The sequence below is a fragment of the Escherichia sp. TW09308 genome (genome assembly GCF_000208565.1).
In the GTDB taxonomy this organism is placed as follows: Bacteria; Pseudomonadota; Gammaproteobacteria; order Enterobacterales; family Enterobacteriaceae; genus Escherichia; species Escherichia marmotae.
Genome location: NZ_AEME01000001.1, coordinates 353,896 through 373,976 on the forward strand (window position 1 = coordinate 353,896; position 20,081 = coordinate 373,976).

Sequence of the window (20,081 nt, forward strand, 5' to 3'; positions counted from 1 at the left end):
TAAAATATGTTCGATTTTTCAAAGGTCGTGGATCGTCATGGAACATGGTGTACACAATGGGACTATGTCGCTGACCGTTTCGGCTCTGCGGATCTGCTGCCGTTCACGATTTCAGACATGGATTTTGCCACCGCACCCTGCATTATCGAGGCGCTGAATCAGCGCCTGATGCACGGTGTGTTTGGCTACAGCCGCTGGAAAAACGATGAGTTTCTCGCGGCAATTGCCCACTGGTTTTCCACCCAACATAACACCGCCATTGATACGCAGTCGGTGGTTTATGGCCCTTCTGTTATCTATATGGTGTCGGAATTGATTCGCCAGTGGTCTGCCGTCGGTGAAGGCGTGATGATCCATACCCCCGCTTACGACGCATTTTACAAAGCCATTGAAGGTAATCAGCGCACCGTGATGCCCGTTGCTTTAGAGAAGCGGGAGGACGGTTGGTTTTGCAATATGGCAAAACTGGAAGCTGTACTGGCGAAACCAGAATGTAAAATTATGCTCCTGTGTAGCCCGCAGAACCCCACGGGTAAAGTCTGGACTTGCGATGAACTGAAGATAATGGCAGACCTTTGCGAACGCTATGGTGTACGCGTTATCTCCGATGAAATCCATATGGATATGGTATGGGATGAGCAACCACATATTCCCTGGAGCAACGTGGCGCGCGGAGACTGGGCGCTGCTGACTTCTGGTTCGAAAAGTTTCAATATTCCTGCCCTGACCGGAGCTTACGGTATCATTGAAAACAGCGAGAGCCGCGAGACGTATTTATCAGCACTGAAAGGTCGTGATGGGCTTTCCTCCCCTTCTGTACTGGCATTAACAGCACATATCGCCGCCTATCAGCAAGGCGCAGCGTGGCTGGATGCCTTACGTGTCTATCTGAAAGACAATCTGAGGTATATCGCCAATACAATGAACGCCGCGTTCCCGGAACTCAACTGGCAGCCCCCACAATCCACTTATCTCGCCTGGCTTGATTTACGGCCTCTGAACATTGATGACAATGCACTGCAAAAAGTCCTGATTGAGCAAGAAAAAGTGGCGATCATGCCGGGATATACCTACGGCGAAGAAGGCCGTGGCTTTGTTCGTCTCAATGCCGGATGCCCTCGTTCGAAACTGGAAAAAGGTGTCGCCGGATTAATTAACGCCATCCGCACTGTACGTTGATTGCGATTGCGCAACGCAAATAATCGTTGCGCAATCGTAGATTTTTACCCTGCTTTGTTTTTATAATGGTGCGCACTTTTATATCCAGAAAAAGAGTGCGACCATGATTGATACCACCCTGCCATTAACTGATATCCATCGCCACCTTGATGGCAACATTCGTCCCCAGACCATCCTTGAACTTGGCCGCCAGTATAATATTTCACTTCCTGCACAATCGCTGGAAACGCTGATCCCCCACGTTCAGGTCATCGCCAACGAACCCGATCTGGTCAGCTTCCTGAGCAAACTTGACTGGGGCGTTAAAGTTCTCGCTTCTCTTGATGCCTGCCGTCGCGTGGCATTTGAAAATATTGAAGATGCCGCTCGAAACGGCCTGCACTATGTCGAACTACGTTTTTCGCCAGGCTACATGGCGATGACGCATCAGTTGCCTGTTGCGGGCGTGGTCGAAGCCGTCATTGATGGCGTGCGTGAAGGTTGCCGCACTTTTGGTGTGCAGGCGAATCTTATCGGCATTATGAGTCGAACCTTTGGCGAAGCCGCCTGCCAGCAAGAACTGGAGGCATTTTTAGCCCACCGTGACCAGATTACCGCGCTGGATTTAGCCGGTGATGAACTTGGTTTCCCGGGTAGTCTGTTCCTTTCTCACTTCAATCGCGCACGTGATGCGGGTTGGCATATTACTGTTCATGCAGGTGAAGCTGCTGGCTCGGAAAGCATCTGGCAGGCTATTCGTGAACTGGGGGCGGAACGTATTGGACATGGCGTAAAAGCCATTGAAGATCGGGCGCTGATGGATTTTCTTGCCGAACAGCAAATTGGTATTGAATCCTGTCTGACCTCAAATATTCAGACCAGTACCGTAGCCTCTCTGGTGGCACATCCACTGAAAACGTTCCTTGAGCATGGTATTTGCGCCAGCATTAACACTGATGATCCGGGGGTTCAGGGCGTAGATATCATTCACGAATATACCGTCGCCGCACCCGCTGCGGGTTTATCTCGCGAGCAAATTCGCCAGGCGCAGATTAACGGTCTGGAAATGGCGTTTTTGAGCGCCGATGAGAAACGTGCTCTGAGAGAAAAAGTGACTGCGAAGTAAGAACATGCCTGATAAGGCGCGTAAGCGTCGTATCAGGCATTTGAATTCATCGCCGGATGCAGTGTAGTCGCTTTATCCGGCTCCAAAAATCGATTATCACGCCAGGCACAGCGTCGCGCGATGTTTGGCGGATTCGATACCAAGTTCAATGAGTTCCATCACCTGAATCGCCTGACTTGCCGGCACCGGATTTTCTCCGTCACCATTCAACGCATCACGAATAGCAGCGTAGTAAGCCGGATAATTTCCCGGCACCGTCAGCAGTGTTTCTTCGACGCGTTCCTCACCTTCAACACGGGTAAGTACGCCGTCACGCATATCATAGCCCCAATCTTCCTGCGGCAAACGTTCGCCATTTTTCAGCCGCTCTTCCTGTGGATCGAGTCCATACTTAACGTAGCTGCCGCGAGAACCATGAACGATATAGCGTGCCGACTCTGCTGCCGCCAACATAGTGCCGTGTAAAATGACCCGCCGCTGTGGGTAGGACAAAATGGCGTGGAAATAATCTGTCGACTGCGCTCCCGGGCGTAACTGTGCTAAATCTACGGTCATGCTGACGGGTAAGCCAAACAGCGTAATAGCCTGATCGAGCAAATGCGGCGCTAAATCGTACCAGATACCGCTACCGGGGCCGCCCTGTTCACGCCAGCGATCGCGCACCTGTGGACGGAAGCGGTCGAAATGAGACTCAAAGTAAGCCACTTCCCCCAGCAAGCCTTCCGCGAGCAAACCTTTTAGCGTCAGGAAATCGCTATCCCAGCGACGGTTATGAAACACTGACAACACGCGCCCAAGACTCTTTGCCAGAGCATCCAGCTCCCGTGCTTGTGACAGTGTCACGGTGAAAGGCTTATCAACAACCACATGTTTACCCGCTTCCAGTGCCGCTTTTGCTAACGGAAAATGGGTATCGTTGGGCGTAGGAATGACAATCAGGTCAATATTAGGATCATTAAAGAGATGCTTCGGTTCAGAGACAACCGTAACTGTTGGCCAATCAGCCTTCACTTTTGTTTCGTCACTGCTGGAGATCACCGCCAGCTCCAGCCCGGGCGTGCCCGCAATCAGGGGAGCATGGAAGGTTTTGCTCGCATAACCGTACCCAATCAACCCAACACGGATGTTGTCGCTCATGTCATTGCCTCTCATTGAAGTATGATGCTATTTGACACTATCCTTTACCCTCTCTCAACAGTTTAATAACCTGCCTGCAATACGGGGGGTTATTTAACTTAAGTCAAAAAAAGAGCGAATTTTCTGAAGGCAAAAGATAAATATCGCAAAAACATCAGTAAAAATCTTGCTGGAGCAATTATTGCTAAGTAACATTTACGGCCTTAGTTAATGGATCAATCAACATAGATGTGGGCAGTAATGAATCGTCTTATTGAATTAACAGGTTGGATCGTTCTTATCGTTTCAGTCATTCTTCTTGGCGTGGCGAGTCACATTGACAACTACCAGCCGCCTGAACAGAGTACCCCGGTACAACACAAGTAATCTCTGCGTTTGCAGGGCAACATGCAGCCCGTCCGGGTGCATGTTTTGACTTGTCGGGTATTTAAACCAGGAATTTATTATTTTGCACGGTGTTGTTGACGATTGTCAGGGATAGTAAAGCGCGTTACTCTTTTATTAGCAGTATTTCATCCCAGAATTATTTGCCATCAGCACATTCTTATTATTGCTTTAACGTTCACCTATGGTGAGATTTTATCATTACATATAATGCCTACCACTTTGGTATTAGTTATTTAATGGATCTTTTATGACAGCTCAGGAATATTTATTAAAATTTCGTAAAATCAATTCACTCGAAAGCCTGGAAAAACTCTACGATCATCTTAATTACACCCTGACGGACGATCAGGATATTATAAATATGTATCGTGCAGCCGATCACCGCCGAGCAGAGCTGGTTTCTGGCGGGCGTTTGTTTGACCTCGGGCAGGTTCCGAAATCGGTCTGGCACTACGTTCAATAAAGAAAGTAGCGATCGGTTATAAAAGCTTTATAATGACGCCCCTAAAATTAGATTTGCCCGTTTGCTGTCGCTATTCTGGAGAACTTATGACCACCACAACGCCACAACGTATTGGAGGCTGGTTGCTTGGCCCGTTAGCCTGGCTGTTAGTTGCCTTACTGAGTACGACGCTGGCGCTGTTGCTGTACTCCGCAGCGTTATCTTCTCCTCAAACATTTAAAACGCTCAGCGAACAATCCCTGACAACGCAAATCTCATGGGGCGTTTCGTTTATTACCGCCATCGCTATGTGGTATTACACACTGTGGTTAACCATCGCTTTCTTTAAACGTCGGCGTTGTGTTCCTAAACATTATATTATCTGGCTACTGATTTCCGTATTACTGGCAGTTAAAGCCTTCGCGTTTTCTCCGGTTGAAGATGGTGTAGCCGTTCGCCAGTTGCTGTTTACTTTGTTGGCAACTGCATTGATCGTCCCCTATTTCAAACGCTCGTCGCGGGTGAAAGCGACGTTTGTGAATCCGTAATAACCTTACAGTTAACCTGTTGTCGCCTGCTCTGGATTAACGGATAATAGGCGGCTTTTTTATTTCAGGCCGAAAAATGACTGACTACCTGTTACTGTTTGTCGGAACTGTACTGGTCAATAACTTTGTACTGGTCAAGTTTCTGGGGCTCTGTCCGTTTATGGGGGTTTCCAAAAAGCTGGAAACCGCGATGGGCATGGGGCTGGCAACAACATTTGTGATGACGCTGGCGTCTATTTGCGCCTGGCTTATCGACACGTGGATTTTAATCCCACTCAATCTGATTTACCTGCGCACCCTGGCGTTTATTCTGGTGATTGCCGTAGTCGTGCAGTTCACCGAGATGGTGGTGCGTAAAACCAGCCCGGTACTTTATCGGCTACTCGGGATTTTTCTGCCGCTTATCACCACCAACTGTGCGGTGCTCGGCGTAGCGTTGCTGAATATCAACCTCGGGCACAATTTCTTGCAGTCGGCGCTGTACGGTTTTTCTGCTGCTGTCGGCTTCTCGCTGGTGATGGTGCTTTTTGCCGCCATTCGCGAACGTCTTGCTGTGGCCGATGTTCCGGCCCCTTTTCGTGGTAATGCCATTGCGCTGATTACTGCGGGTCTTATGTCTCTGGCCTTTATGGGCTTTAGTGGTTTGGTGAAGTTGTAATGAATGCTATCTGGATTGCCGTTGCCGCCGTGAGCCTGCTGGGCCTGGTGTTTGGCGCCATTCTGGGTTATGCCTCCCGCCGTTTTGCGGTGGAAGACGATCCGGTCGTTGAGAAAATTGACGAAATTTTACCGCAAAGCCAGTGTGGTCAGTGCGGTTATCCAGGCTGTCGTCCGTATGCGGAAGCCATCAGTTGTAATGGCGAAAAAATCAACCGCTGCGCACCTGGTGGCGAAGCTGTGATGTTGAAAATTGCCGAGTTGCTTAATGTCGAGCCACAGCCGCTGGATGGCGAAGCGCAAGAGTTGACGCCTGCGCGCATGGTGGCAGTTATTGATGAAAATAACTGTATTGGCTGCACTAAGTGCATTCAGGCGTGTCCGGTAGACGCCATTGTTGGCGCTACCCGCGCAATGCATACAGTGATGAGCGATCTGTGCACGGGCTGCAATCTTTGCGTTGACCCATGCCCTACACACTGCATCTCCTTACAACCGGTCGCAGAAACGCCTGACTCCTGGAAATGGGATCTGAACACCATTCCCGTGCGCATCATTCCCGTGGAACACCATGTTTAAGTTATTTTCTGCTTTCAAAAAAAATAAAATCTGGGACTTCAACGGCGGTATTCATCCACCGGAAATGAAAACCCAGTCCAACGGTACGCCTCTACGCCAGGTGCCACTGGCGCAGCGATTTGTCATTCCGCTGAAGCAACATATTGGCGCTGAAGGTGAGCTGTGTGTTAGCGTCGGGGATAAAGTGCTGCGCGGTCAGCCACTCACTCGCGGTCGCGGCAAAATGCTGCCGGTTCACGCACCAACCTCCGGCACCGTTACAGCTATTGCCCCCCACTCTACAGCTCATCCTTCAGCATTAGCTGAATTAAGCGTGATTATTGATGCTGATGGTGAAGACTGCTGGATCCCACGTGATGGCTGGAGCGATTACCGCTCACGTAGCCGGGAAGAGTTAATTGAACGTATTCATCAGTTTGGCGTCGCCGGGCTGGGGGGGGCGGGCTTCCCTACGGGTGTTAAATTGCAGGGTGGCGGCGATAAAATCGAAACCTTGATTATCAATGCTGCCGAGTGCGAACCGTATATTACCGCCGATGACCGTCTGATGCAGGATTGCGCCGCTCAGGTGGTGGAAGGCATTCGCATTCTTGCGCATATCCTACAACCGCGCGAAATTCTTATCGGTATTGAAGATAACAAACCACAGGCGATTTCCATGCTGCGCGCAGTGCTGGCAGACTCCCGCGATATCGCTCTACGGGTTATTCCAACTAAATATCCTTCCGGCGGTGCCAAACAGTTAACGTACATCCTGACCGGGAAGCAGGTGCCACACGGCGGCCGTTCATCAGATATCGGTGTGTTAATGCAAAACGTCGGCACCGCTTACGCGGTGAAACGCGCAGTTATCGATGGCGAGCCCATTACCGAGCGCGTGGTGACGCTGACTGGTGAAGCCATTGCACGTCCGGGTAACGTCTGGGCGCGACTGGGTACACCTGTGCGTCATTTATTGGATGATGCCGGATTCCGTCCTTCTGCTGATCAAATGGTGATTATGGGCGGCCCGCTAATGGGCTTTACATTGCCGTGGCTGGATGTGCCGGTCGTCAAAATCACTAACTGCCTGCTGGCACCGTCGGCCAGTGAACTCGGTGAACCGCAGGAAGAACAAAGCTGCATCCGCTGTAGCGCCTGTGCTGACGCCTGCCCTGCCGATCTTCTGCCGCAACAGTTGTACTGGTTCAGCAAAGGTCAGCAGCACGATAAAGCCACCGCGCACAACATTGCCGACTGTATTGAATGTGGGGCCTGCGCCTGGGTTTGCCCGAGCAACATTCCACTGGTGCAATATTTCCGTCAGGAAAAAGCAGAAATTGCCGCCATTCGTCAGGAAGAGAAACGCGCCGCAGAAGCAAAAGCGCGTTTTGAAGCCCGTCAGGCACGTCTGGAGCGCGAAAAAGCCGCGCGTCTTGAACGACATAAGAGCGCGGCGGTACAACCTGCAGCCAAAGACAAAGACGCGATTGCTGCCGCACTGGCACGTGTGAAAGAGAAGCAGGCCCAGGCCACGCAGCCTATTGTGATCAAAGCTGGCGAACGTCCGGATAACAGCGCAATTATTGCAGCACGGGAAGCGCGTAAAGCGCAAGCCAGAGCGAAGCAGGCAGAATTACAACAGATCAACGACGCAACAACCGTTGCTGATCCGCGCAAGGCTGCCGTCGAGGCCGCTATTGCCCGCGCCAAAGCGCGTAAACTGGAACAAGCAGCAGGCTAACGCCGAGCCGGAAGAACAGGTTGATCCGCGCAAGGCTGCCGTCGAGGCCGCTATTGCCCGCGCCAAAGCGCGTAAACTGGAACAACAGCAGGCTAACGCCGAGTCAGAAGAACAGGTTGATCCGCGCAAAGCGGCAGTTGCCGCGGCTATTGCCCGCGTTCAGGCAAAAAAAGCCGCCCAGCAAAAGGTTGTAAACGAGGACTAAATGGTATTCAGAATAGCTAGCTCCCCATATACCCATAACCAGCGCCAGACATCGCGCATTATGCTGCTGGTACTGCTCGCAGCCGTGCCTGGAATCGCGGCACAACTGTGGTTTTTTGGCTGGGGCACTCTCGTTCAGATCCTGCTGGCATCGGTCAGTGCATTGTTAGCCGAAGCGCTTGTGCTTAAGCTGCGCAAGCAGCCAGTAGCCGCAACGTTAAAAGATAACTCAGCATTACTAACAGGCTTATTGTTGGCGGTAAGTATTCCACCTCTCGCGCCGTGGTGGATGGTCGTGCTGGGTACGGTGTTTGCGGTGATCATCGCTAAACAGTTGTATGGCGGTCTGGGGCAAAACCCATTCAACCCGGCAATGATTGGTTATGTAGTATTACTGATCTCCTTCCCGGTACAGATGACCAGTTGGTTGCCGCCGCATGAGATTGCGGTCAACATCCCTGGATTTATCGACGCTGTGCAGGTTATCTTCAGCGGCCATACCGTCAGCGGCGGTGATATGAACACGCTACGCTTAGGCATTGATGGTATCAGCCAGGCGACGCCGCTGGATACGTTCAAAACCTCTGTCCGCGCCGGTCATTCAGTTGAGCAAATTATGCAGTATCCGATCTACAGCGGTATTCTGGCAGGCGCTGGCTGGCAATGGGTAAACCTCGCCTGGCTGGTTGGCGGCGTGTGGTTGCTATGGCAGAAAGCGATTCGCTGGCATATTCCCGTCAGCTTCTTAGTGACGCTGGCGCTATGCGCAACGCTGGGCTGGTTGTTCTCACCGGAGACTCTGGCATCACCGCAAATTCATCTGCTGTCTGGCGCGACCATGCTTGGCGCATTCTTTATTCTGACCGATCCGGTGACCGCTTCTACGACTAATCGTGGTCGTCTGATTTTTGGCGCACTGGCGGGCTTATTAGTCTGGTTGATCCGCAGTTTCGGCGGCTATCCTGACGGCGTGGCTTTTGCTGTCCTGCTGGCGAACATCACGGTTCCTCTGATCGATTACTATACGCGTCCGCGCGTTTACGGCCATCGCAAAGGATAAACCATGCTGAAAACTATCCGAAAACACGGTATTACGCTGGCACTGTTTGCCGCCGGTTCAACAGGTTTAACGGCGGCCATCAACCAGATGACCAAAACGACGATTGCTGAACAGGCCAGCCTGCAACAAAAGACGTTATTTGATCAGGTGTTGCCAGCCGAACGCTATAACAATGAGCTGGCACAAAGTTGCTATTTAGTGAATGCGCCTGAGCTGGGTAAAGGTGAACATCGGGTTTACATCGCTAAACAGGATGGCCAGCCGGTAGCTGCCGTTCTGGAAGCGACTGCGCCGGATGGCTATTCAGGCGCGATTCAGCTACTGGTCGGAGCCGATTTTAACGGCACTGTACTTGGCACACGCGTGACAGAACATCACGAAACGCCAGGGCTTGGCGATAAAATCGAACTGCGCCTCTCTGACTGGATCACTCATTTTGCGGGTAAAAAAATCAGCACCGCAAATGACGCTCACTGGGCGGTAAAGAAAGATGGCGGTGATTTCGACCAGTTCACCGGCGCGACCATTACGCCTCGCGCGGTGGTGAATGCGGTAAAACGCGCCGGGTTGTACGCCCAAACGTTACCAGAACAACTTTCTCAACTTCCTGCCTGTGGAGAATAGACCGTGAGCGAAATTAAAGACGTTATTGTTCAGGGGTTATGGAAGAACAACTCCGCACTGGTTCAGTTGCTCGGTCTCTGCCCGCTGCTGGCAGTCACGTCAACTGCCACCAACGCACTGGGTTTAGGGCTTGCGACTACGCTGGTGTTGACTCTCACCAACCTGACTATCTCGACGCTGCGTCACTGGACGCCAGCCGAGATCCGTATCCCTATTTACGTGATGATCATCGCCTCGGTGGTCAGTGCCGTACAAATGCTGATCAACGCCTACGCCTTTGGTCTGTATCAATCGTTAGGAATTTTTATTCCGCTGATTGTCACTAACTGTATCGTTGTTGGTCGCGCTGAAGCCTTCGCTGCAAAAAAAGGTCCGGCGCTTTCGGCGCTGGACGGATTTTCGATTGGCATGGGTGCAACCTGCGCAATGTTCGTGCTGGGTTCACTGCGCGAAATTATCGGCAACGGAACGTTATTTGACGGTGCCGATGCGCTGTTGGGTAACTGGGCAAAAGTATTGCGCGTGGAGATCTTCCACACTGATTCCCCTTTCCTGCTCGCAATGTTACCACCAGGGGCATTTATTGGCCTGGGACTGATGCTGGCAGGAAAATACCTGATTGATGAAAAAATGAAAAAGCGCCGCACTGAAGCAGCCGCTGAACGCGAGTTGCAAAACGGTGAAACAGGGAATGTCTGATGAACAAAGCAAAACGACTGGAGATCCTCACCCGCCTGCGTGAGAACAATCCTCATCCCACAACCGAGCTTAATTTCAGTTCGCCTTTTGAATTGCTGATTGCTGTACTACTTTCTGCCCAGGCCACTGATGTCAGCGTTAATAAAGCAACAGCGAAGCTCTACCCGGTAGCCAATACGCCTGCCGCGATGCTCGAACTGGGTGTTGAAGGCGTGAAAACGTATATCAAAACCATTGGGTTATATAACAGCAAAGCGGAAAATATCATCAAGACCTGCCGTATCTTACTGGAGCAGCATAATGGCGAAGTTCCGGAAGATCGCGCTGCGCTGGAAGCATTGCCCGGCGTTGGACGCAAAACAGCTAACGTGGTGTTGAATACCGCTTTCGGCTGGCCGACCATTGCTGTAGATACCCACATTTTCCGTGTCTGCAACCGCACCCAATTTGCTCCCGGGAAAAACGTCGAACAAGTTGAGGAAAAACTGCTAAAAGTAGTTCCTGCAGAATTTAAAGTCGACTGCCATCACTGGTTAATCCTTCACGGGCGTTATACCTGCATTGCCCGCAAACCGCGCTGTGGCTCCTGCATTATTGAAGATCTTTGTGAATACAAAGAGAAAGTTGACATCTGACACAAACAGGTACTGCCGTTTCTTCATCCATTACCGCTACTCATCCTCTTCAAAAACAACTTTCTAACGTTAATGATGCCGCCTCGCTGCGGCATCATTAGGCAATCCGTTTGTGAATAACCAAAAATGCAGGTTAATTGTTTTTTTAATAGCGAAATTTTCTATTCATTTGTGATCGAAATCACACTGATACACAAATGTAAAAATAATGCACCTCAAAAGTTAAATTTGACAAAGCATTGATTCAATCCGACCTGAAACCTACAAAACATTACACTGGCTATTTTTCAGATAATGGACTATCCCACTACATGAAACACCTTATAGCAGAACATATCGCCAAAGAGGAATTATTACCCGGCTCCAGTAGTGAAAAAATCTGCCGTTACGTTTTTTGAAAAATTTAACGCTGGATAACATTTCCCAAAACCGATGAATTCTCCAGGCCAGTTATATGTAACAGATTATTACAAAGGACTTGTCTGAAAGTGCAAGATAGTGAACATTACCTGCCGTTTCCCCTCCCACTATAACAATTGCGCGTATGTTTTTTAGACATCACGCGAGAATGCACCCCCGTTAATATGGGATGTAAAAAAAGAGGTAAAAGTGTCCACTGCAAACCAAAAACCAACAGAAAGCGTTAGTTTGAACGCTTTCAAACAACCGAAGGCGTTCTATCTCATCTTCTCGATTGAGTTATGGGAACGTTTTGGTTATTACGGCCTACAAGGAATTATGGCTGTCTACCTGGTTAAACAACTGGGTATGTCTGAAGCGGATTCAATCACACTTTTCTCTTCCTTTAGTGCCCTGGTTTATGGTCTGGTCGCTATCGGCGGCTGGTTAGGTGACAAGGTACTGGGTACTAAACGCGTCATTATGCTTGGCGCTATCGTGCTGGCGATTGGCTATGCGCTGGTTGCGTGGTCTGGTCACGACGCAGGTATCGTCTATATGGGTATGGCGGCAATTGCTGTCGGTAACGGCCTGTTTAAAGCCAACCCGTCTTCGCTGCTCTCGACTTGCTATGAGAAAAACGACCCGCGTCTGGACGGTGCATTTACCATGTACTACATGTCCGTCAACATCGGTTCTTTCTTCTCTATGATTGCAACCCCGTGGCTGGCGGTTAAATACGGCTGGAGCGTCGCGTTTGCGCTTAGCGTAGTCGGTCTGTTGATCACCATTGTTAACTTTGCCTTCTGCCAGCGCTGGGTTAAACAGTACGGTTCGAAACCTGACTTTGAACCAGTCAACTACCGTAACCTGCTGCTGACCATTATTGGCGTTGTGGCACTGATCGCGGTTGCAACCTGGCTGCTGCACAACCAGGAAGTTGCGCGTATGGCGCTGGGCGTTGTTGCCTTCGGTATCGTTGTTATCTTCGGTAAAGAAGCGTTCGCCATGAAAGGTGCTGCGCGTCGTAAAATGATCGTTGCCTTCATTCTGATGCTTGAAGCAATCATCTTCTTCGTGCTGTACAGCCAGATGCCGACGTCGCTGAACTTCTTTGCGATTCGTAACGTTGAACACTCCATTCTGGGGATGGCGGTTGAACCTGAACAGTATCAGGCGCTGAACCCATTCTGGATCATCATTGGTAGCCCGATTCTGGCCGCTATCTATAACAAGATGGGCGACACTCTGCCGATGCCGACCAAATTTGCAATCGGTATGGTGATGTGTTCCGGCGCATTCCTGATCCTGCCAGTGGGCGCGAAATTCGCTTCTGACGCCGGTATCGTTTCTGTAGGCTGGCTGGTAGCAAGCTATGGCCTGCAGAGTATCGGTGAACTGATGATCTCCGGTCTGGGTCTGGCAATGGTTGCTCAGCTCGTTCCTCAGCGTCTGATGGGCTTCATTATGGGTAGCTGGTTCCTGACCACTGCCGGTGCAAACCTGATTGGTGGTTATGTTGCGGGCATGATGGCTGTTCCGGATAACGTAACCGATCCGCTGATGTCGCTGGATGTGTATGGCCGCGTGTTCTTGCAGATTGGTGTCGCCACTGCCGTTATCGCAGTGCTGATGCTGCTGACCGCACCGAAACTGCATCGCATGACTCAGGACGATGCTGCAGACAAAGCAGCGAAAGCTGCCGTAGCATAAATTTCAGGGAAACTCTTTTACAAGCCGCTAACTTTTCGTTAGCGGCTTTTTTTTTATTCAACAACGCACTACCATTCTTTAAACCACAGCCAAAAGGAGTTACCGATGAAACTGTTCTATAAACCGGGCGCCTGCTCTCTTGCTTCCCATATCACCCTGCGTGAGAGCGGAAAGGATTTTACGCTCGTCAGTGTGGATTTGATGAAAAAACGCCTCGAAAATGGTGATGATTACTTTGCCATTAACCCTAAGGGACAGGTTCCTGCGTTACTGCTCGATGATGCCACGCTACTGACAGAAGGCGTGGCGATTATGCAATACCTTGCCGATAGCGTACCCGACCGTCAATTACTGGCTCCGGTAAATAGTATTTCGCGCTATAAAACCATCGAATGGCTGAACTATATTGCCACCGAACTACATAAAGGCTTTACCCCGCTGTTTCACCCGGCTACACCAGAAGAGTTCAAACCGATTGCGCGCGCACAACTGGAGAAAAAACTGCAGTATGTTAACGACGCGCTGAAAGATGAGCACTGGATCTGTGGGCAACGTTTTACTATTGCTGATGCCTACCTGTTTACGGTTCTGCGATGGGCATACGCGGTGAAACTGAATCTGGAGGGTTTAGAGCACATTGCGGCATTTATGCAACGTATGGCTGAACGTCCGGCGGTGAAAGCTGCGTTGACGGCGGAAGGATTGCAGTAATAGTCATCGGCCCACAGGAAACTGTGGGCCGAAAAGAGGTATTTCAGAGTTTCGTTGCGCTGAAATAATGTTCCGGTTTGGCTATACGATCTTGTGCTGCAACCACCTGCAGCTCATATTCCTGCATTGCTTTGGTGGTCACCATAATTTCGTATACTGCGGCAGTCACATGTTCCAGCGCCTGTTGCAACGTTGCGCCCTGCAACAGTTTCACCAACAGTAAACCGCTCGTCACATCACCAACACCGACCGGCTGACGCATACCAAAATCTACCAGCGGACGGCTGATATGCCAGGCTTCATCGGCAGTAACCAGCAGCATTTCAAAACGATCGCGGCTGTAACCCGCACGCGCCAGGTGTTTAACCAACACAATTTGTGGCCCTTGCGTAATGAGTTCGCGCGCAGCTTTAACGGCTTCTTCGACGGTATGTACCGGATGCTCACAGAGGATTTCCAGCTCCACCAGATTCGGCGCGATGATATCGCTGGCAGGCAGACCGTGACGCACATGAAACTCCGCCACACCCGGCGCGACGATGCAACCTTTTTCAGGATGCCCCATTACCGGATCGCAAAAATATTTCGCCTGTGGATTCGCCGCTTTCACCTGACGGACAATACCGAGGATATGTTCCCCCTGTTCCGCCGACCCCAGATAACCACTGAGTACAGCATCACAGGTATGTAATTTATCGATGGCGGCAATGCCCTGAACAATTTCGGTTAAATGGCTGGGCGGCATTACGCAGCCAGTCCATTTGCCGTATTGGGTGTGATTAGAAAATTGAACGGTATTCAACGGCCAGACATTCGCGCCCAGGCGGCGCATCGGAAACTCTGCCGCACTGTTACCCGCATGACCATAGACAACGTGAGACTGGATAGCGAGAATATTTTTCATCGTGTTCCCTGTATAAAAACCAGGGGAGTGATTTCTCACTCCCCTTTTCCACTTAGTGCATTATTTCCAGCAAATCAGACAGTAATTCTTTTTGCCACGACGCAGTAAGGTATAACGACCAAACAGACGATCTTCTTCTTTAAAGAAGTATTCAGGATCGGACTGTTTCTCACCGTTAATGGTGATGGCATTGGACGCGATAGTTTTACGCGCCTGACCACGGGACGGTTGGAGCTCAGAATCGACCAGTGCCTGCATCAGATCAGCGCCTTTTTCCATCTCAACCATCGGTACGCCGTCCTGCGCTAGCTGTTCGAAGTCCGCTTCACTAAGCGCACTCAAAGAACCGCTGAACAGGCATTCGGTAATACGTTTCGCGGCTTGCAAACCCTCTTCACCGTGAACCAGACGCGTCACCTGCTCCGCCAGTACATACTGGGCGCGTGGTGCTTTACCACTGTTCTTATCTTCCTCTTCGAGGGCATTGATCTCTTCAATGCTCATGAAGGTGAAGAACTTCAGGAAGCGGTAAACGTCGGCATCAGCGGTATTGATCCAGAACTGGTAGAACTTGTACGGACTGGTTTTCTTCGGATCCAGCCATACTGCTCCGCCTTCAGTTTTACCAAACTTAGTGCCGTCAGCCTTGGTGATCAAAGGAACGGTCAGGCCAAACACCTGATTCTGATGCAGACGGCGAGTCAGATCGATACCAGAGGTGATGTTCCCCCACTGGTCAGAACCGCCAATCTGCAACGTCACACCATACTGTTTATTCAGGCAGGCGAAGTCATAGCCCTGCAACAGGTTATAAGAAAACTCGGTGAACGAAATACCTTGATCTTCACGGTTGAGACGCTGCTTAACCGCTTCTTTGTTGATCATCTGGTTAACGGAGAAGTGCTTACCGATATCGCGCAGGAAGGTCAGCACGTTCATATTGCCGAACCAGTCATAGTTGTTCGCGGCGATAGCAGAATTTTCTCCACAGTCGAAATCGAGGAACGGGGCAACCTGCTTGCGGATTTTGTCCACCCACTCCTGAACAGTTTCTTCGGTGTTCAGCTTACGCTCGGCAGCTTTGAAGCTCGGGTCGCCAATCAGACCCGTCGCGCCGCCTACCAGCGCAACCGGCTTGTGGCCCGCTTGCTGGAAGCGTTTCAGGCATAACAATGGAACAAGATGCCCCAAATGCAAGCTGTCAGCGGTAGGATCGAAGCCGCAATAGAGCGCGATCGGGCCTTGCGCCAGTCGCTCTGCTAACGCTTCTTCGTCCGTCACCTGGGCCACCAGCCCCCGCTCTTGCAATTGTTTAATCAAGTTACTGCTTGCCATCAAAATCTCCATGTATATAACGACTGCACCTTTGCCGGTACACGACTTTTCGCCAGATGCGAAAGAGACATAGAATAAAGTGCCGGAATCAGGAGTGCCAGCGATTAAAGCAAGATTTTTGCATCTTTTCAGGGTGCGAGACGATCGATTTTCCACACCTCATTTTCACGCTGGTACAAAAAGCGGTCATGCAGACGATGCTCACCACCCTGCCAGAACTCAACCTGCTCAAGACTGACGCGGAAACCGCCCCAGAAACTCGGTAAAGGGACTTCGCCCTGCTGAAACTTCTGCTTCAGCTCAAGGAATTTACTCTCAAGGATCCCGCGCGCGGAAATACGGCTGGACTGCTTCGATACCCACGCGCCAATCTGGCTGTCACGGGGACGGCTATGAAAATATTTCATCACTTCGAGAGTCGAAAGACGTTCCGCTTTACCGATAACCATCACCTGGCGCTCAAGAGTATGCCAGGGGAAAAGCAGGCTAACGCGCGGATTTTGTTCGATTTGATGCGCTTTGCGACTACCAAGGTTAGTGTAAAACACCATACCTTTTTCGTCGTAATGTTTGAGTAAAACGATGCGCTGATAAGGCTGACCATGTTCATCAACGGTCGCGACGACCATCGCTGTAGGATCAGCCAACTTAGCTTCACACGCCTGGGAGAGCCAGCGTTCGAAAAGGGTTAATGGATCGGCGGGAAGATCGCGGCGGCGTAAACCGCCTTTGGTGTATTCACGCCGCAGATGCGCGATTTGCTGCAATTCGTCGTTATCAGACATGGTTTTCTTTACGGATTGTCAGTGGGTGACGCTATTGTGCGCCGCCCCTGGAAAAATCTCAACGCTGTGGATTTTGTAACTGACAGTTATTCAAGACAATGCGGTCACGCTTATAGACCGTCGCCTCATTGCCTTTCGACCAGAAAACGTAGATACCGTCGGTATAACGCGCGCCTGATGCTGAAATGCCCTGTTTAAGGTGCAGTAATTGATTGTCGTAGACAAAACTGACTTCCTGACGTGGATTATTCAGTTTTACCGTCAACGGTTTTTCATCACACTGGTATTCCAGCGTATCGGTTTGCATGCGCTCAACCAGTTGATTGAACGCGCTACAGCCGGTGAGAAGCACCGGTAAACAGATCAGTAACAGTTTTTTCATAAACATATCCCGAAGACTTTCCTGGTCCGGAGAGCAAAACGCTCTCCTCAACATCCAAGTGTAACGGCAGAAGCAGTAGGAAAAATTCAGTTAACTCTGATATCGCGGGTTTGCGGGAAAAATTGCGCCCAATACCGTCGCCTCGCTTGCGCCAGTGACCGAGGGCAGATTGCCAGGCAGCCCCGCCAGCGTCCGCCAGGCAAGCCAGGCGAAGGCCAATGCTTCCATGTCATCACCGCTAATGCCGACAGCATCAGTGGTGGTCACTTCCGTTCCTGGCAGCAAGGCAGCAAGTCGCGTCATCACTAATGGATTACGGCTTCCGCCACCACATACCATCAAACGATCACAACCACCACTCAATAACACCTGTTCAGAAATGGTCACTGCTGTCAGTTCCACCAGCGTCGCCTGGACATCGCGCGCATCAACGCCCGGGAATTGACGCAGGTGACGTTCCAGCCAACCGTAGTTAAAGTATTCACGCCCGGTGCTTTTTGGCGCAGGCTGGGAAAAATACGCATCACTAAGCATATTTTGCAGCAGAGGGAGAATGACCTTGCCCGCGCGTGCCCACTCAGCGTCTTTATCGTAAGGTTTACCCGCCTGACGCCAGATCCACGCATCCATCAGCATGTTACCCGGTCCGGTATCGTAGCCACCCACCGGTTGCCCAGGAATGAGCAGTGACAAATTGGCAATACCACCAATGTTGAGCACCATACGCCGCTCAGTAGGATGAGCCAGCAATGCATGATGAAACGCTGGCACCAGCGGTGCGCCCTGTCCACCCAGGGCGATATCGCGACGGCGAAAATCCCCGACGACAGTAATTCCAGTGCGCGCCACAATTTGGTTGTTATCCCCAATCTGTAGAGTATGCGGCGCGACGCCCGTGGGTTCGTGCCATACAGTCTGACCGTGACAACCAATAGCAACGATATCTTTCGGCTGCAAATTTTCTTCTTTGAGCAATGCGTTAACGGCATCGGCAAACAGGCGACCAAGTTGAGTATCCAGTTGACCAAACTGCGAAAGTGTAAGCTGCTGTCCCTGGCAAATATCCAGCACCGCTTGTTTAAGTGATGGAGGGATCGGCCAACTCAAACTTGCCAACTGCGCCACCCTGTGTTCATCGATTGTCGCCAGCACAACATCGACACCATCCAGACTAGTGCCTGACATTACGCCAATAAAGCGGCCTGATTTCATAGTTCATCCTTTTTCAACCTGACGTTTGCGCTCCACTCAAACACAAACCTCTCGCGAATTCCATGCATGAGTGCCGATTTTTACCGTTGGTAGGAAAACATTATATTTATATCAATAACTACTATGAATGTTTTGTTTATACTTGGTTAACCGTATTCTAATTATGATTCCATCATGTTTTAGTGGAACATGTAATCATAGTTATACCAATGCCATTTACTTTGGCCATGAGGGATGCTTGTGAGGCGTTTCATGGTAATCAGGAGATTTTTCAATGATTAAGCGCGTACTGGTTGTATCAATGGTCGGTCTGTCTCTTGTCGGTTGTGTCAACAACGATACCCTTTCTGGTGATGTCTATACCGCCTCTGAAGCGAAGCAAGTGCAGAATGTCAGCTATGGCACAATCGTTAATGTACGACAGGTACAAATTCAGGGTGGTGATGATTCCAACGTTATCGGCGCAATTGGCGGTGCGGTTCTCGGTGGCTTCCTTGGAAATACCGTTGGCGGCGGAACCGGGCGTTCTCTGGCTACCGCGGCAGGTGCTATCGCAGGCGGTGTAGCCGGTCAGGGCGTGCAGAGCGCAATAAACAAAACCCAGGGTGTGGAGTTGGAAATTCGTAAAGATGATGGCAACACCATCATGGTGGTACAGAAACAGGGCAATACCCACTTCTCTCCGGGACAACGTGTCATTCTGGCCAGCAACGGCAGCCAGGTGACTGTTTCCCCGCGCTAAACACGTTAACGTGTGGTCAGGTAACTGGCCACACGCCTCCTTCATTTCACCCTTTGGCCTGTAACTCTATGATGTTATGCTCAATTTTTACAATGAGCTTAATCAATTGTTCCAGCTCCTCTGCGGAAATCCCATGCAAAATTTCCGCCCGGGTTTTGTTAATCACAGCTTCCATTTCGCTAATCAGCGGCTCCGCCTTTTCCGTCAGTTTAATGCGTTTGGCCCGACGATCACTGGCACAAGTTTGACGCGAAATTAACCCTTTTTCTTCCAGTTGGTCCAACGTACGAACCAGTGAAGGCTGCTCAATGCCGATCGCTTTTGCCAGTTGAATTTGCGACTGGTCTGGAGGTAACTGATGGATATTGTGCAACGTTACCCAATGGGTTTGCGTTAACTCCAGCGGTTTCAGGCGATGGTCTATCAGAGCACGCCATATGCGCACCAACCGTGCCAGATCAGAACCTAGTGGCGATTCCAATTTCATCTCCTTATAATTAGCTTGCTAAGATATTATACAGCTTTTAGAATAGTGTGCAGCAATTGTATTGCTAAAACAAATGTATTGCTGCATTTGCTTACCATCAGACATGCTTTTCAGAAATAGCGAGTAACTTTCTCGCACATAAAGAATATTTATTAATCTAAAGCAATATATTCAGCCGTAAAGGAATCTATTTTGTGAAGTTTATGCATAGTGCAACAGGATTACCCTTACAAGATCTGGTGTTCGGTGCATCCATCTACTTTCCTCCGTTTTTCAAAGCGTTCGCGCTTGGATTTGTCATCTGGCTCGTTATACACCGCCTGCTTCGCGACAAAATCTACGCCGGAGACATCTGGCATCCCTTGTTAATGGATTTGTCGCTGTTTGCGATTTGCGTTTGCTTTGCCCTGGCAATACTGATTGCGTGGTAAC

At 50.4% G+C, this 20,081-nt stretch carries 22 protein-coding genes and 1 pseudogene; 16 read left to right on the forward strand and 7 right to left on the reverse strand.

Features of this window, described 5'->3' with window-relative positions; genetic code table 11:
- The first annotated feature begins 6 nt into the window (after positions 1 to 6).
- Both ESM_RS0101805 and add read left to right on the forward strand, forming a co-directional pair.
- A complete protein-coding gene (locus ESM_RS0101805) occupies positions 7 to 1,179 on the forward strand; it encodes a MalY/PatB family protein (RefSeq protein WP_000459354.1) in 1,173 nt (390 codons plus the stop codon).
- Positions 1,180 to 1,282: 103 nt separating this feature from the next.
- Positions 1,283 to 2,284, forward strand: coding sequence for an adenosine deaminase (gene add, locus ESM_RS0101810; RefSeq protein WP_000567479.1), 1,002 nt, complete (start codon positions 1,283 to 1,285; stop codon positions 2,282 to 2,284).
- 96 nt (positions 2,285 to 2,380) lie between these two features.
- Here add and ESM_RS0101815 read toward each other — a convergent pair whose 3' ends face one another.
- Positions 2,381 to 3,421: an oxidoreductase gene (locus ESM_RS0101815; protein WP_001282501.1), complete on the reverse strand. Its 1,041-nt coding sequence runs from the start codon at positions 3,419 to 3,421 to the stop codon at positions 2,381 to 2,383.
- Between the two features lie 240 nt (positions 3,422 to 3,661).
- Here ESM_RS0101815 and blr point away from each other — a divergent pair, with 240 nt between their 5' ends.
- The 12 genes and pseudogenes from blr to gstA all read left to right on the forward strand — a co-directional run bounded on the left by blr (position 3,662) and on the right by gstA (position 13,802).
- Positions 3,662 to 3,787 carry a division septum protein Blr gene (gene blr / locus ESM_RS01000000123745; protein WP_032141301.1) on the forward strand — a complete coding sequence of 42 codons (126 nt, stop codon included), beginning with the start codon at positions 3,662 to 3,664 and terminating at the stop codon, positions 3,785 to 3,787.
- A 268-nt stretch (positions 3,788 to 4,055) separates the two neighbouring features.
- Entirely contained in the window at positions 4,056 to 4,271 is a 216-nt protein-coding gene (gene ydgT, locus ESM_RS0101820; protein ID WP_000126621.1) for a transcription modulator YdgT, read from the forward strand.
- 86 nt (positions 4,272 to 4,357) lie between these two features.
- A complete protein-coding gene (locus ESM_RS0101825; protein WP_001516338.1) occupies positions 4,358 to 4,798 on the forward strand; it encodes a DUF2569 domain-containing protein in 441 nt (146 codons plus the stop codon).
- 76 nt (positions 4,799 to 4,874) lie between these two features.
- Complete coding sequence (gene rsxA, locus ESM_RS0101830) at positions 4,875 to 5,456, forward strand: electron transport complex subunit RsxA (protein WP_000133193.1); 582 nt, start codon at positions 4,875 to 4,877, stop codon at positions 5,454 to 5,456.
- Positions 5,456 to 6,034: an electron transport complex subunit RsxB gene (rsxB, locus tag ESM_RS0101835; protein ID WP_000991825.1), complete on the forward strand. Its 579-nt coding sequence runs from the start codon at positions 5,456 to 5,458 to the stop codon at positions 6,032 to 6,034. The genes rsxA and rsxB overlap by 1 nt, the downstream gene beginning before the upstream one ends.
- Positions 6,027 to 7,962: pseudogene (gene rsxC / locus ESM_RS01000000123750) on the forward strand (electron transport complex subunit RsxC). Before rsxB ends, rsxC begins: the two are co-directional and overlap by 8 nt.
- A complete protein-coding gene (gene rsxD / locus ESM_RS0101845) occupies positions 7,963 to 9,021 on the forward strand; it encodes an electron transport complex subunit RsxD (RefSeq protein WP_000231906.1) in 1,059 nt (352 codons plus the stop codon).
- A gap of 3 nt (positions 9,022 to 9,024) precedes the next feature.
- Positions 9,025 to 9,645, forward strand: a complete 621-nt coding sequence (gene rsxG / locus ESM_RS0101850; protein WP_000920812.1) for an electron transport complex subunit RsxG — start codon at positions 9,025 to 9,027, stop codon at positions 9,643 to 9,645.
- A gap of 3 nt (positions 9,646 to 9,648) precedes the next feature.
- Entirely contained in the window at positions 9,649 to 10,344 is a 696-nt protein-coding gene (rsxE, locus tag ESM_RS0101855; protein ID WP_001289639.1) for an electron transport complex subunit RsxE, read from the forward strand.
- On the forward strand, positions 10,344 to 10,979 hold the full coding sequence (nth, locus tag ESM_RS0101860; protein WP_001030339.1) for an endonuclease III: 636 nt from the start codon (positions 10,344 to 10,346) through the stop codon (positions 10,977 to 10,979). The genes rsxE and nth overlap by 1 nt, the downstream gene beginning before the upstream one ends.
- A gap of 609 nt (positions 10,980 to 11,588) precedes the next feature.
- Positions 11,589 to 13,091 carry a dipeptide/tripeptide permease DtpA gene (dtpA, locus tag ESM_RS0101865; protein WP_000100948.1) on the forward strand — a complete coding sequence of 501 codons (1,503 nt, stop codon included), beginning with the start codon at positions 11,589 to 11,591 and terminating at the stop codon, positions 13,089 to 13,091.
- 105 nt (positions 13,092 to 13,196) lie between these two features.
- Positions 13,197 to 13,802 (forward strand): glutathione transferase GstA, encoded by a 606-nt coding sequence (gene gstA, locus ESM_RS0101870; RefSeq protein ID WP_000765734.1) that lies wholly within the window; start codon positions 13,197 to 13,199, stop codon positions 13,800 to 13,802.
- Positions 13,803 to 13,845: 43 nt separating this feature from the next.
- Here the strand turns inward: gstA and pdxY are convergent, their stop codons facing one another.
- The 5 genes from pdxY to anmK form a co-directional block, all read right to left on the reverse strand.
- Positions 13,846 to 14,706 carry a pyridoxal kinase PdxY gene (gene pdxY / locus ESM_RS0101875; protein ID WP_000789755.1) on the reverse strand — a complete coding sequence of 287 codons (861 nt, stop codon included), beginning with the start codon at positions 14,704 to 14,706 and terminating at the stop codon, positions 13,846 to 13,848.
- A 60-nt stretch (positions 14,707 to 14,766) separates the two neighbouring features.
- Complete coding sequence (gene tyrS / locus ESM_RS0101880; RefSeq protein WP_001516333.1) at positions 14,767 to 16,041, reverse strand: tyrosine--tRNA ligase; 1,275 nt, start codon at positions 16,039 to 16,041, stop codon at positions 14,767 to 14,769.
- 128 nt (positions 16,042 to 16,169) lie between these two features.
- Positions 16,170 to 16,826 carry a pyridoxamine 5'-phosphate oxidase gene (gene pdxH / locus ESM_RS0101885; RefSeq protein ID WP_001282323.1) on the reverse strand — a complete coding sequence of 219 codons (657 nt, stop codon included), beginning with the start codon at positions 16,824 to 16,826 and terminating at the stop codon, positions 16,170 to 16,172.
- Between the two features lie 58 nt (positions 16,827 to 16,884).
- Entirely contained in the window at positions 16,885 to 17,214 is a 330-nt protein-coding gene (gene mliC, locus ESM_RS0101890) for a C-type lysozyme inhibitor (RefSeq protein WP_000480882.1), read from the reverse strand.
- Positions 17,215 to 17,298: 84 nt separating this feature from the next.
- On the reverse strand, positions 17,299 to 18,420 hold the full coding sequence (anmK, locus tag ESM_RS0101895) for an anhydro-N-acetylmuramic acid kinase (protein ID WP_000835033.1): 1,122 nt from the start codon (positions 18,418 to 18,420) through the stop codon (positions 17,299 to 17,301).
- Positions 18,421 to 18,694: 274 nt separating this feature from the next.
- Here anmK and slyB point away from each other — a divergent pair, with 274 nt between their 5' ends.
- A complete protein-coding gene (gene slyB / locus ESM_RS0101900) occupies positions 18,695 to 19,162 on the forward strand; it encodes an outer membrane lipoprotein SlyB (protein WP_000597202.1) in 468 nt (155 codons plus the stop codon).
- Positions 19,163 to 19,208: 46 nt separating this feature from the next.
- Here the strand turns inward: slyB and slyA are convergent, their stop codons facing one another.
- Entirely contained in the window at positions 19,209 to 19,643 is a 435-nt protein-coding gene (gene slyA, locus ESM_RS0101905) for a transcriptional regulator SlyA (protein WP_001516330.1), read from the reverse strand.
- 200 nt (positions 19,644 to 19,843) lie between these two features.
- Between slyA and ESM_RS0101910 the strand changes: the two genes are divergently transcribed.
- A complete protein-coding gene (locus ESM_RS0101910; RefSeq protein WP_000670973.1) occupies positions 19,844 to 20,080 on the forward strand; it encodes a DUF1656 domain-containing protein in 237 nt (78 codons plus the stop codon).
- The last annotated feature ends 1 nt before the right edge of the window (position 20,081 follow it).